The organism is Yaniella soli, from assembly GCF_054782375.1.
Genome location: NZ_BAAGSP010000031.1, coordinates 19,354 through 33,350, shown reverse-complemented (window position 1 = coordinate 33,350; position 13,997 = coordinate 19,354). Strand labels below are relative to the sequence as shown.

8 protein-coding genes are annotated in these 13,997 nt (G+C 58.8%); 1 reads left to right on the top strand and 7 read right to left on the bottom strand.

Annotation, left to right across the window (positions count from 1 at the left end; all coding sequences use genetic code 11):
- Positions 1 to 166: 166 nt before the first annotated feature.
- The 6 genes from ACYVJT_RS13210 to purN all read right to left on the bottom strand — a co-directional run bounded on the left by ACYVJT_RS13210 (position 167) and on the right by purN (position 12,118).
- The gene (locus ACYVJT_RS13210) at positions 167 to 2,389 is read right to left on the bottom strand and encodes an NADP-dependent isocitrate dehydrogenase (protein ID WP_343959546.1); all 2,223 of its coding nucleotides are present in this window, start codon (positions 2,387 to 2,389) and stop codon (positions 167 to 169) included.
- A gap of 209 nt (positions 2,390 to 2,598) precedes the next feature.
- On the bottom strand, positions 2,599 to 7,278 hold the full coding sequence (locus tag ACYVJT_RS13205; RefSeq protein WP_343959544.1) for a lamin tail domain-containing protein: 4,680 nt from the start codon (positions 7,276 to 7,278) through the stop codon (positions 2,599 to 2,601).
- A 175-nt stretch (positions 7,279 to 7,453) separates the two neighbouring features.
- Positions 7,454 to 8,299 carry an AraC family transcriptional regulator gene (locus ACYVJT_RS13200; RefSeq protein ID WP_343959542.1) on the bottom strand — a complete coding sequence of 282 codons (846 nt, stop codon included), beginning with the start codon at positions 8,297 to 8,299 and terminating at the stop codon, positions 7,454 to 7,456.
- 88 nt (positions 8,300 to 8,387) lie between these two features.
- Positions 8,388 to 9,761, bottom strand: coding sequence for a magnesium transporter (gene mgtE, locus ACYVJT_RS13195; protein WP_343959540.1), 1,374 nt, complete (start codon positions 9,759 to 9,761; stop codon positions 8,388 to 8,390).
- 33 nt (positions 9,762 to 9,794) lie between these two features.
- Positions 9,795 to 11,453, bottom strand: a complete 1,659-nt coding sequence (purH, locus tag ACYVJT_RS13190) for a bifunctional phosphoribosylaminoimidazolecarboxamide formyltransferase/IMP cyclohydrolase (protein WP_343959538.1) — start codon at positions 11,451 to 11,453, stop codon at positions 9,795 to 9,797.
- Between the two features lie 59 nt (positions 11,454 to 11,512).
- Entirely contained in the window at positions 11,513 to 12,118 is a 606-nt protein-coding gene (gene purN / locus ACYVJT_RS13185) for a phosphoribosylglycinamide formyltransferase (protein WP_343959536.1), read from the bottom strand.
- Positions 12,119 to 12,188: 70 nt separating this feature from the next.
- On the opposite strand from purN, the gene ACYVJT_RS13180 reads away from it, so the two are divergent.
- Complete coding sequence (locus tag ACYVJT_RS13180) at positions 12,189 to 12,566, top strand: hypothetical protein (RefSeq protein WP_343959534.1); 378 nt, start codon at positions 12,189 to 12,191, stop codon at positions 12,564 to 12,566.
- Here the strand turns inward: ACYVJT_RS13180 and ACYVJT_RS13175 are convergent.
- Entirely contained in the window at positions 12,563 to 13,843 is a 1,281-nt protein-coding gene (locus ACYVJT_RS13175) for a cell division protein PerM (protein WP_343959532.1), read from the bottom strand. The two genes, ACYVJT_RS13180 and ACYVJT_RS13175, sit on opposite strands and share 4 nt — an antisense overlap.
- Between the last annotated feature and the right edge of the window lie 154 nt (positions 13,844 to 13,997).

The following is a 13,997-nucleotide window of genomic DNA, read 5'->3' as shown; positions in this document are numbered from 1 at the left end:
CTCACGATGCAGCAGTTGCCATCGGCTAGGAGTTAAACCATCTTCTCCTCCAGAGGACTTCCACCTCCAAGTAAGTGCCCATGCCGGGCGTACAATACTTGTGGCCGCTACCAAAAGGTAGCGGCCACATGCATGTATATACAGCGCGGTGCTGTAGCGGTGAACCTTAGGCAGACATCTTCTCGATGATGCTGTTGAGCGTCGCCGATGGGCGCATGACCTCTGAAGTCAGCTCGTCATTCGGATAGTAGTAGCCGTTGATGGAGACTTCCTTGCCCTGGACCTCATTGAGTTCGTTGACAATGACATCTTCGTTGGCTCGCAGTTCTTGAGCAACTGACTTCATGGCAGAAGCAAGCTCAGCATCTTCCGACTGTGCGGCGAGCGCTTCAGCCCAGAACAGTGCGACGTAGAAGTGCGAACCACGGTTGTCCAGCTCGCCAACCTTGCGTGATGGTGAGCGACCTTCTTCGAGGTAGAGGCCGGTACCGGCATCGAGCGCATCGGCGAGCACCTGGGCACGTGAGTTGTCAGTCGACGTGGCCAAGTGTTCAAATGAGACCGCCAGGGCCAGGAATTCACCCAGGGAGTCCCAGCGCAGGTGGTTTTGTTCCAGCAACTGTTCGACGTGTTTCGGTGCCGAACCGCCGGCACCGGTTTCGAACAGGCCGCCACCGTTGAGCAGTGGCACGATCGAGAGCATCTTGGCCGAGGTGCCCAGTTCCAGGATCGGGAACAGGTCGGTCAGGTAGTCACGCAGCACGTTACCGGTCACCGAGATGGTGTCCTCGCCGTTGCGGAGACGTTCGATGGTGTATTGGGTGGCACGTTCTGGCGCCATGATCTTGATTTCGAGACCATCGGTGTCGTGTTCTGGCAGGTAGGCTTTGACCTTCTCGATGATCTGCGCGTCGTGGGCGCGCTCAGCATCCAACCAGAAGATGGCCGGAGTCTGGGTCGCACGAGCACGTGTCACAGCCAGCTTGACCCAGTCACGGACAGGAACGTCTTTGGTCTGGGTAGCACGCCAGATGTCACCGGTGGCCACCTTGTGGCTTAGCAGCACGTTATCGGAGGAGTCCACGACTTCGACGGTGCCGTCGGAGTCCATGACGAAGGTCTTGTCGTGTGAGCCGTATTCTTCTGCTTTTTGGGCCATCAGACCAACGTTTGGCACGGTGCCCATGGTGGTCGGATCGAATGCACCGTTGGCGCGGCAGTCCTCGATGACCGCCTGGAACACACCCGCATATGTGGAGTCTGGGATGACGGCCAGGGTGTCCTGGGTGTCATCGTTTTTGTTCCACATTTTTCCACCCGAACGGATCATGGCCGGCATGGAAGCATCCACGATGACGTCCGATGGTACGTGGAGGTTGGTGATACCGCGGTGGGAGTTGACCATCGCCAGGTCTGGACCGTTGGCGTAGGCTTCAACGATTTCGTTGCGGATGCCTTCGGCAATATTGGTGTCGAGTTCCGACAGCCCGGATTCGATGCCGGCCAGGCCATTGTTGGCTGATAGGCCAGCTGCCTGCAGGTGGTTGCCAAATTTTTCGAAGACCTGTGGGAAGTAGGCTTTGACGATGTGCCCGAACAGCACCGGGTCAGACACCTTCATCATGGTGGCCTTCAGGTGTGCAGAAAACAGGACACCTTCGTCTTTGGCACGCTGGACCTGTTCGGCCAAGAAGGCATCCAGGGCCTTGGCCGACATGAATGTGGCATCGATGATTTCGTCTTTGAGGACCTTCAGGCCGTCTTTGAGCACGGTGATGTTGCCGTCGGCGTCGGTGTGACGGATCGTCAGGGTGTCGTTGTCAGACATGGTGACGGACTGCTCGTTGGAGAAGAAATCGTCTTGGCCCATGGTGGCCACATTGGTCTTGGAGTTTTTGGACCATTCACCCATCGAATGTGGGTTGTTCTTGGCGAACTGTTTCACGGCCCGTGGTGCGCGACGGTCGGAGTTTCCTTCACGCAAGACCGGGTTGACGGCCGATCCCATGGCGGTGGCGTAACGCTGCTGCACGTCGCGCTCTTGATCGTTAGTGACTTCGTATGGGTACTCTGGCAGATCGAATCCAGCCGCCTGGAGTTCTTTGACTGCGGCCACGAGCTGTGGAACCGAAGCCGAAATGTTCGGCAGCTTGATGATGTTCGCATCAGCTTCTTTGACGAGCTCCCCGAGTTCTGCGAGTGAGTCGTTGACCTGCTGGTCTTTTGGTAACACGTCGTTGAAGGCTGCCAGGATTCGGCCGGCTAGGGAGATATCCCGTGTTTCCAATTCCACACCGGCTTTGGCAGCGAATGCGCGCACGATGGGCAAGAAGGATGCTGTTGCCAACATTGGCGCTTCGTCGGTGTAGGTATAAATGATCTTCGACATATGTGAATAGTCTCCTCATGATTCAAGCGCCCGTAGGTGCCGGGCACCTCACAATTCCTCCCCTAATCTAACCCACCTGCGATGGCTGGCAGCTCAATTTGCTGTTTTTGGCCGGGAGTTAAGCCGCTTGCTGGAAAATATCCAAAGACGGTCTGGCGACGCCCCATTGGATACCGCCAGACCGTCATATGGGTCACTTGTGTGTGATGTTAGCGCGACTCGCCTGCCCGACGACGCCACACCAGTGCTGAACCGATGGCCAGCGCCAACACGCCGCCACCGACCAGCCATGCCAGCGCGGCCGAAGCACCGGTGTCCGCGAGGTTGCCACCGGCCTGTTCATTGGACGCGGCGTTATCACCGGACCCCTGTGCGGGGGTTTCAGGGTGTGCGGAGGCGTCCCCGCCGTCAGCAGCATCGGCGTTGTCCGAGCCTCCGGCGGTACCGTCTCCAGAATCTGGCTCGGTGCCTGGGCCCGTGCCTGGATCGCTTGGATTCCCATCCGGTCCCTCGTTTTCGTCTCCGGGAGTCTCAACACCATCGTCTGAACCTTCGTCTCCATCGTCTGACGGGAGCTCACCCTCGGCGGTGAAGGTCATCACGGGTGAGGCCACACTGCCACCGAAGTCATCGCTGACGCGGACATACCAGGAATGTTCGCCTGCGTCCCGGTCTTCCCAGACCATCGAGGCGGTGCCGGGTGTATCAATGTCTTCGACGGTACCGATTGGTGCATCTGTGAGCACCTCTGCACTAAACGCATCGGTGGACAGTTGACGCGAAGTCGGTTCGATAGCCAACTGGTCATAGGAGACCTCGAACTGCTGATCCGAGTAGGGGTCGTCGCCCTCGACCAACAGGGACGGATCGTCAGAATTGTACTGCTCCAATGAGGGTGAGTAAGTGCGCACCATCATCTGCTCACCGACGTTGTCGAAGTGCAGCATGCGCAGAAAGCCCTGGCCGCCCTCTGGCAGACCCTGATAATCAAACAGCATCGAAGTGACGGTACGGTCAGCCTCACCGTCGCCGTTATCATCGAAGTCATCGGTGCGGGTGTAGGCGTCGTGGTAGTGACCCGACATGACCATGGAGACGTTGGGGTTGGTCGCGACAACCTCATCCATGATGCGTTGCGGCACCGGCCCCAATCCGCCGGTGGTCAACATGAATTCGTGCAGGTTCACAACGCCCACACGGTCAGGGTGTGCTGCCAGGGTCTCGTTCATCCACTCGATTTCGGCGTCGCCTGGGTCCCAGCCCATTGCGATGACAATGAAGTCGATGCCGCCGGCTGAGAAGAGGTGGTAGCTGCCTCGATTGTCTTCATACGTGCCCGCGTACCACGGGTTATCGGCGTAGCGGTCGGCTCCGAAGTACTGGTTGAACAGCGAGTAGTCGACCTCACTGTTGAGCACGACGTCGTGGTTCCCGGCCAACACCGAGTACGGCAGACCGGCTTCATCGAGTTTGGCGTATTCGGGGTCAGCGTTCTCCCATTGGTCGTCCTTATCCATCTCATCGATTACGTCACCGGTGTGGAACAAAAACTGGATGTTCTTTTGCTCTCGTTCGGCGAGCAGGTAATCGTGGATGGCGGTCTGGTGATGTGGATAATCTTCGTTGTAGTACTGGGTATCGGATTCCCACGCCAGCGTGAAGTCATACTCGGAACGGTCAACATCGTCTGGATGGGCAGCTTCGACCTGGGATTCACGGGTGGTGAAGTCTTGGCCTGCAAACCCGTCGGAGTGCTGGACCAACACGGTCACCGTGCCATCTTTGGCGTACTGCTCGGCATCGACGGTGCTGCCAAGGCTAAAGGATTCCTCACCCGCGGTCTGTTGCATCGCCACCTGTGCTGCGGCCATTGTCCCGGGTGCATTGGCATCGTCCTGGCCGGTGATGTGACGGTCAATTTCGTCCCAACCCTGACCATCAGCGCCCAGTGCGTAGAGAGCCACTTGGGCGTCTGTTTCGGCGGCGCCGTCCCAGTTCAGGCGGATTTCTGAACCGTCGACGGCATCGTCGTCTACGTCGACCTCAAAGAGCTGGTATGGGAACTGGCTATCAGATTCCACCGTTGAGCTCAGACCATCCAGGGTCGTCATCGCTTCAACCTCGTCGGATGTCAGTGGTTCAGCAGCATCACGTTCTACAGATGCCGCATCGGACACTGTGCCAGACGAGGTGCGGACCGCATCCGAACTCAAGCCCGGACGCAGACCGCCGTAGAAGGTGGCATCCACCGAATCAGAGCTCGGGTCATCGACTTCAGCGGACAGTTCGACCTCGCCGGCGTCAACCGTGGCGTCATCGCTTGGGGTCAGCTCGCCGATGGTCGGGTTTTCTTCTGGGGTGCTGAAGGTTACGCTGCGCTGGGATTCGTTACCCAACGTATCGGTGGCCGTCACATCCAGCGTGTGCTCGCCTGCTGCAAGGTCCACCGAGGAGGTCTCATAGGGTAGCTCAATGTCTTCACCGTTGAGCTGTGCCGCCACGGTCTCTACACCGGCTCCGGCGTCTTCTGCGGTGGCGTCGATCGTGATGGGTCCGCGGGCCGGTTCGTCGTCTTGCACGCCTGAGACATCAATCTGCGGTCCGGTGTTATCGACCTGCACGGTACGGCGAACACTGTCATCACCATTGGCCAGCGACGCGGCTACAGTATGCTCGCCATCATCGACGGTGGTGGTATCCCACTGGTGGGCGGCACCGGTGAAGGCATCATCGGGAACGTCGAATGCAGCGTCATAGAATTCGAGCTTGCCGGCACTATCACCCATATCCATCCAGGCCTGCGGGTCATCCAGACCATTCGGTGTCAGCGTGCGACCATCCGGCAGAATCAGTCGCGGATTGCGGATGCGGAAGTCGTCGTTATTCTCGTCCGGATCAATTTCTGGGGCGGCTTTGGTGCCCGCATAGATCGACAGCGTGACGTCGCGGTCATCGGTGAGGTGTTCTAAGGGCACCGAGGTCGAGATGGTTTCGACGTTCTGGTAGGTGCCCTTATCGAAAATCTCTAGGATCTCGTCGCCGGCCAGCACACCGTTGCGGAAATAAGCGTCGGTCTGGGTGGTTTCAAACGCGAAGACCGGTTCGGCTTCCAGCGACGCGGTGGTGTCAACTGCTTCGTCATCGATACTGAGGTCGACGGGTTCGTCAACCGAATCCGATGCACCGATGACGGCGGTTGTGCCGGAGACCCACTGGTCCTCGTCAAGGTTCAGACGAACCGCCGCATCGTCGACACCTTCGGCTGTGACACGCTGGGTGTCAGTGGTGAGCTCGTTGGTGCCATCCGAGACCGTAAAGGAGTAGTCGTAGAACCGTTTGCCGGTCAGGTCTGCTTCCGGCAATTCGTAGGTGTAGGTGTGGTCATCCCCGGCGCGCAGTACGAACTGCTGTGCTGCGTCATCGGCGTTGGATTGCAGGTTCAAGGTGACCGTGCGGACCTGGACGTCATCGGTGATGCGGGCGGTAAATGCCATGCCGGTTTCCGGATCGATGGTGTCAAGCGTCTGGTCTTCAACCTGTGGGGCTGTCGAATCGGCAGGGGCAGGAACCGCCGAGGCTGGGGCCTGCGCTGGGTGGAGGGTGCCCGGAGTTGGATCCGCGCTGCCCCACAGCTGCTGGTTTTGCAGATCTGCTTCGTCTACACCAAAGTGCAGGCCCTGATCGGTCTCGACATCACGGACACCGTCCATGTTGTAGTAGCCGGTGTTGATCGGGAAGCCGGTGTTGGTTTCAATTTGCACCCCGCGAGCGCCACCATTGGCCATGCCGCCAACCGAAATTTCGGTCAGGGTCTCCCCCATGACCAGCTGGGTGTCGTAGAACGCGTTGAAATCGTCGACGGTGAGATCGTCGTTAGCACCATTTTTGATCCAATACACCAGACTTGCACCCGGCTGCACGGTGACATCCGATGGCGTCGCTGCCCACAGCGCGTTGCTGCCGGTGTCGGGGTACAGGTAGTTGAGGGTGTAGTCCGCCATCGAAATCGGGGTATCGGTGGTGTTGGTGATCTCGATGAATTCGTAACCATCGGCACCGCCAACGTTGGTGGAATCGACCACGAGTTCGGTCAGCATTAGCTCAGCTGCAGTGGCCGGTGGCTCACGATCAGCAAACGGATCGGCCGGTTCTTCCGGTTCTTCGGGTTCTTCGGGTTCGAGCGGTTCCTCGGCCAGCTGTTCGTCGCGGACCTGTCCTGGTGTTGGGGTCGCCAGTTCCGAGATCACTGTACGAGAGGGTTGGTCGCCGACAGTCGCCCGTCCAAATTCAACGCCTTGCTGAACTCCTGCGCTACCCGCAGGGTAGAAGGACCAACTGTCGATCTCGCCATTTTGTAAGACACGGATGCCTCGGTCACCACCATTGGCCATGCCTGGTTGACCTTCGACTCGAACGATACGCGCATCGTTGTCGTCGGCCATGCCGTAGAATTCGCGGAACTCGTCGACTGTGTACGAAAACGAGTCGATATTGTCTGCGGTGTAGTTCAGCCACATCACCACGGTCTCGCCGGGCGCCAAGACCACCGGGTCTTCGTCTTCGCTGATGCTCAGCGGTACGTCGGAGTCTTGGTTGGCCGAGTCGTCGTAGCTATATGCGAAGCTGTACCCGGCTTCATCCAAGTTGATGGCGGCCTCTGAGGCATTATGAATTTCGAAGTATTCGAATTCATCGTGGCTTGTGGTGTTCGGCAGAATCTCGGTGACAACCAGCCCGGACGGATCCTGAACTTCTTGCTCAGGCTCTTGTACTGTTGCTTTTGGTTGCAGCGGCGTCGCCGCCGCCGAGGTCACAGCAAATGGCGACAGGGCGACCAAGCATGCCGCACTTAATGCGGTTACCCGGGTGCCCAATGGTTTGGTAGGCATCAATGATGTCCCTTCTACTGAGTGGAGCGATCGATGGCTCGTGAGATGAGCCTTCGACACCGTAAAGTAGCGAGACGAACACCAAGTGACACCGGGTTCTTCAATTATTCATGCACTGTTTTAATCTGTGACGACGGCCACACTGCATCACTGTGCAGTACAGCTGATATTGAGTTTATGTGCCTACGATGGGGATCCACAGTTCTGCTTGGCCGTAGTCTCCGGTGGCGTTGAGTTCGGCTTTTAGAAGTTGCGGGCCGGGTGCCCATTCATAGGGGTTGGCAGGAAACCATTGGGCAGCTGCTGTTGCCCATAACTGCTGGAATGCTTCCGGCGCTGGACCTTCGGTGCTAAAGACGACCCACTGTCCGGCGGTAATCTGCTGGCTTTCCATTCCTTCGGGTGGGTTGACGGTTGTGGCGACCGCGTGCCAGTAAATCACCTGGGTGTCGTCGTCTTCGAGATATTCGGTCACGCTGAGTGTCCCCACCGGTTCCACATCCGACAGCGCGTAGAGGGCTTGGACTGTCTGTGCGTCGAGGCCTTGTTCGAATTGGCGAATCGCGTCGTTATCGCCCAGGTGGATGATGGGTACTTGGGTGGTGAAACCGACGAGTCTGAATGCGTCTTTTTCTACAATGCGGTATGGCACGTTGGTGCTCCCTTCAATGCTGATATGAATTTTCAGTTGCGATTGAGAGTGCAACATGGCCCCGGGTTCACGAGCCTTCGACGGAGTGACGCCATGGAATGTTTTGAACGCTCTGCTAAAGGCGTCAGCTGAACCGTAGCCATACCGAATCGCCGTATCTAGCACCGTAGCCCCGGCCAAAATCTCGGCCGTTGCTGCAGTGAGTCTGCGGTTGCGGATATATTCCGAGAGCGGCATGCCGGCCAGTGTCGCGAACATCCGACGAAAATGATATTCCGACGTCAACGCAATACTGGCGAGTTCTGCCCCAGATACCTGTTCGGTCAGGTGATCTTCGATGTGGCTGATTGCCGCATTCCATGCACGCATAGTGTCCTCTCAATCACCTTCAACTGTAAGGAGGAATGCACGCTGCGGTCCGATGATCCGTGCCATCTTTGATCGGGTAGCTTATGCGCTAGATCCCCAGAATGGTTTTTGCGATGAGGAAGTAGACGATGAGCCCCAGGGCATCCACCACTGTCGAGATGAAGGGGTTGGAGAACACTGCGGGGTCCACGCCGATCTTTGAGGCGATGAGCGGCATGATCGAACCGACCGATGCGGCCAGGGTACAGATGACCACCAGGGTGGCGCCGATGACCAAACCGATGCCCGGGTCAAAGAAGAGTGACGCGCCAATAAATCCGAGGGTTCCTAGCAGGAAGCCCATGGTGAGTCCCACGAGCGCCTCACGCGAAATGACACGGAAAAAGTCGCGGGGCGTCACCTGAGATAACGCAATCGCTCGGGTGACGGTAGTGGCCGCCTGGTTGCCGGTGTTGCCGCCGGTGCCGGTCAGTAGCGGCACAAAGAGCGTTAACACGACCATCGCGGCCAGGGTGTCTTCGAAATAATCGAGCACTTGCACCGTCAGCACGGCACCGATGCCGAGCACCAGCAGCCAGGTGACACGGGATTTCACCAGGTGTAGCACGGAGGTGGACAGATATGGTTGCCCGAGCGGTTCGGCACCACCGGAACGGAAGGAGTCTTCGGACTCTTCTTCTTCCAAAATTTGTTCGGCGATGGTTACGGTGAGCATGCCAATGAGTCGGTCGGCTTCATCGACGACGGGCAGTGCGTCGACGCGTTCGTGGAAGACGGTACGCGCGGCTTCTTCGACGTCATCGTGGGCGCTGATCGTTTCGGTGGCTTCCATAATGTCAGCGACCAACTGATCTGGTTCGGCGCGAACGAGCCGTGGCAGATGTACGAGCCCGAGGACTTTGTGCGTGGTGGACCCCACCGGCAACACCGAGAGGTTGCCGACTTCGTGTTCGGGAATATTCACATCGCGGACAATATTGAGTGCGGTAGCCGCGGACATTTCGGGGGCGAGTTCTTGGGGCACGGCCGCCATGCGTCGGCCCACGGAGTCTTCCGGGTAGCCCAGAATGCGCCCGGCGGCTGCCCGTTCGGCATCCCCCAGGCTTGCCAGGAGTCGTTGGGCGACTTCTGCTGGCACCTCATCTGCCAGGCGGGCCTGGGTTGAGGCTTGCAGTTGAGCGAAGAGGTCCTGGGTGTGATCATCGGCTAATCCGTCGATGAGGTCGGATTGCAGGGAAGGTTCCATTGTGCTGAACACTTCCACGGCGACATCTTTATCGAGCAGCCGAAATGCCACGGGCATCAATGATGGCGGCGTTCTGTCCAACACTCGTTCGACCACGCCGGTACGCATGTCGCGCAGCAGCTGCGCTGCAGCCGCATATTCCTTGGCACGGAGCAGGTCCCAGAGTTCTTCTTCTAGCTCTGCGACCGATACTTCTGCTGACTCGAGATCCGACATGCGTACCCCTTTTGTGGCTGGGTGGCTCTGGGTTTATCCGTGGTAGAAGTGGCGAGCACCGGTTAGGTACATGGTGATGCCCGCTACGTTGGCGGCCGCGATGACGTCATCGTCGCGCATGGAACCACCGGGCTGGACCACGGCACGGACACCGGCATCCACGAGGATCTGCAGGCCGTCGGCAAATGGGAAGAAGGCATCTGACGCAGCAACTGAGCCGGTCGCCCGATCCGGTGCGTCGTCACCCGAGACGTTTTCAGCACCCCCGGGGGCCGAGACTTCTTGTGCCCCGGTCGAGGCGGTGCCCAGAGTATTCGCACGTTCGATGGCCAAACGGCAAGAATCCAGGCGATTGACCTGCCCCATCCCAATCCCGACGGCTGCTCGGTCGGCGGCCAACAGGATAGCGTTGGACTTCGGTGCACGCACCGCCTGCCAAGCAAACACCAGATCCTGCATGACTGCTGGGTCGGCTGGCTCACCGGCCACCAGTTCCCACTGCTCTGGGTTGTCGCCGGGGGCTTGGTAAATGTCGGTTTCTTGAACGAGCATGCCGCCAGAGATCTGCTTGAACTCGGTGGTATCCAGGTCAAAACCATCGGGCAGTTGCAATAAACGAATGTTCTTTTTGGCCGAGAGGATCTCGCGGGCTTCTGGGCTAAACCCTGGTGCCACGACAACTTCGGTGAAGATGTCTTTGACTTGATTAGCCATAGCTGCAGACACAGGACGGTTAGCCGCAATGACACCACCGAAGGCCGAGACGGGGTCGGTTGCGTGTGCTTTGCGGTGTGCATCAGCGATCGCGTCATCGGCATCGTGGGATGCAACGGCCAGCCCACACGGGTTGGCGTGTTTGATCACGGCGACGGCCGGTTCGGTGAACGCGAAGGCTGCACGAACGGCGGCATCGGCATCCACGTAGTTATTGAAACTCATCGCCTTGCCGTGCAGCAGGCTCGCCTGGGCAATACCCGGTGCCGAAGTGCCCGCGGTGTAGAGTGCGGCGGGCTGATGCGGGTTTTCGCCATAGCGAAGTGATTCTTGCAGTTGCAGGGCGTGCCCGGCATAGGACGGATGATCGGCATCGTCGAAGTGTTCTGCCATCCAAGTGGCCACCGCGGTGTCATAAGAGGCGGTGTGGGCGAAGGCTTCCACTGCCAGACGGCGACGTTGACCCAAGCTGAACCCACCATTGGCGACGGCGGTCAGGATTTCGTGGTAGGCATCTGGGTTCGTCACGATGGCCACCGACCCGTGGTTTTTGGCCGACGCGCGCACCATAGTTGGTCCGCCAATGTCGATCTGTTCGATGGCTTCTGCCTGGGTTGCACCAGAGGCAACGGTTTCTACAAACGGGTACAGGTTGGCGACAACCAGGTCGAAGGCCTCGATGTTGTGTTCGGCCAGTTGGTCCATGTGCGCTGGCTGGTTTTTATCGGCCAGCACACCCGAGTGGATAAACGGATGCAGCGTCTTGACGCGTCCGCCCAACACTTCAGGGAAGCCGGTGACCTGTGCGACTTCGGTGACGGGAACACCCGCGGCCTGGACCATCGCGGCGGTGGAGCCGGTCGAGACGATCTCTACCCCGGCACTCGATAGCCCCTGCGCCAGTTCGGCTAATCCGGTCTTGTCATAGACGGATACGAGCGCGCGCTTTACCGGGATTTGATCCAGCGTTGTGGTCACAGGGTACTCCTTCTGTGGTCTTTCGACACCGATGATGATTGCGATCTACTTGCGCCATTCTAGCGCGGGTTGGCATATGGTCTGATGAGTTCGACGGGTGTGGTCCCCTGAGCCATGCACCGCAAATTGTCCACGAGCATCTGGCGCTCGGCGACCTTGATTTTGTCGTGCAGGCTCGTCACGTCATCAGTTGGATCAATGGTGACGGCGCGCTGGTCCAGGATGGGACCGGTGTCGACGCCGGCGTCGACAATGTGCAATGTGGTGCCGGTGATGACGACACCTGCTGCGAGCGCATCGGCCACGGCATGGGCACCGGGAAACGCCGGAAGTAACGCGGGGTGGGTGTTGATGAATCGGCCGTGAAAGCGGGCGATGAAGGCTTCGCCGACGATGCGCATCAGGCCAGAGGACAACACCACATCGGGCTGATACGTCTCGACGGTATCTGCCAGTGCTGCGGTCCAGTCCGCACGGGAAGCATAGGAGTGGTAGTCGACTACGAAGGTTTCAATGCCGGCGGCTTTGGCACGGCTCAGACCGTAGGCCTCGGGGACATCGGAGCCTGCTGCGACGATATTGACGTTGAGGTCACCGGCTGTCACCGCATCAATGAGTGTTTGAAAATTCGAACCGGAACCGGAGAGTAATACCACCAAGCGCATAGGAACCAGTCTAAGCATTGGAAAGCTACACTGGGGTATTGAGCCACACAAGTCAGGAAGGTGCCGTACGGTGACCGAGGAAGAACAACGATCCGAGAAACGCAAAGTGGCCGATGCCATTTTATGGATCGTCGCCGCGCTCGTCGCGACCTACGCGGCCTTGGCACTACCACTGCCGTATAAAGTCGCGGCACCGCTGTTTGCAGTGGCCGGTATCGTGGCAGCTATCCGTTTGTTCCGTCTGGCGTCGAAGGGTCAGCACACGATGTTGGTGTGGTTAGCCGGGACCGCCGGGCTCGTGGGATCACTGTTCTACGGTGGTGTGGCCACGTCGCAGATTATCATGTGGCAACCCACCCAGGACTACGAACACTGCATGGCCGATGCGTTGACCGATACGGCCCAGGCCGCGTGTGACACCCAGTATTCGGAACGACTCTGGCTTTAGTCCTCGGGCACGGTCTGACGGTAGTACAGCGCGCCGCCGCGTAGGGGCGCCAACGCGTACCCGATAGCCGAGCCGATCCCAATGTGGGCGGCAAATAGGGCCGCGGTGGTCAAAGCCGGTGCACCGATCACGCTCAACGCACCGATCGCCCACGATCCGCCGGAGACCAGCATCACCGCCAGACACAGCACTCCGGCCACAAGGCCGATGGTGGTACCGGTGGCGAGCACCGCCACGGTAATGGCAGTTGGGTGATTCGGAATTTTTGCAATCACAAAGTCTTCCAAATGATTCTCACCCTCATCAAAGAACCACCAGCCCGCAAGCACACCGGCTAGGCCAAGGAGTAATAAGAGCCACCAGTGGGCCTGCAGACTCTGTTCGGTTGGCACGGCCGCGAAGATCGGTAATGCCGGCAGGGGTCCTTCCAAAGTGCCAGCGGGTGACACTGTGGTATTGCCGATATCGAATCCTGCGCCGGTGAGATAACTCATCGTCCAGGCGGCCACATTGGGCAGCACGAGTATTTGCAGCAGGGTGACGACTAGCCCGCCGACAACCCCGGCGTCGAGTCGCTGATAGACGTCGGTGACCTCAGCCCAGTGGATGCCGATTTGAACGGTCAGCACGATGGAGGCGATCGCCCACCCACCGGCCAGTGCAATCACCGCAGCACGTAGCAGTGCCCACAGGTAATGGTTGAAGTTTCTCGCGGCATCGGAGAATCCGTCGACGCGCTCGGCAATCGCCTGTGTCAGTGGTCGACGGAAGTAGCTCAGCACGCCCCAGGCGTAGCCGATACAGAACACACCCCCGGGGATGATCGTTGCCACCGTCGTATTGATGATGACCGATTCCATGTCGACCAGGGTGATGGTGCCCCAGACGAAAAAGGTGAATGCGGCAATGGCCCCCAGCGTCGGCTGCCAGAGGTTTTTCAGTTGCGAGGCTTTGGCTAACCGTGCCCCGGTTCGATGAGCCAACCACAACCACAGCAACAACAGGCCCAGCGGAATGAACCACCAGGTACCCATGACTTCTTCGGTGTCGAGGTTGAAGAATTCCAGTGGCACGCCGTAGCTCGAGAGCCAGGTGTAGGCGCCAATCGCGCCCGCATTACCCAGCGGCATTTCTGCGAACGCTCCGGTGAGCCACATGATGGCCAATGGCACGACGATAATGGCCGCACTGATGAAGGCAGCAGCCAGTGCCTCGACGATGCCCTGCAGCCACAGCGGCATCGGAAAGGATTTGGGACGGGTCGTGGAATTGGTCATCACCTTCTATGGTGCCACTTGTCGTCGGCTTGAGGTCTGATCGGCGCGATGTACCAGATGACTGTGAGGAAACTCTGCGCAAAAATTCTGCAACGTTGCACACCACGCCGCGTTTTCCCTTAGGATTAGGGCTGAGACAACGGCTGTCTGGGTG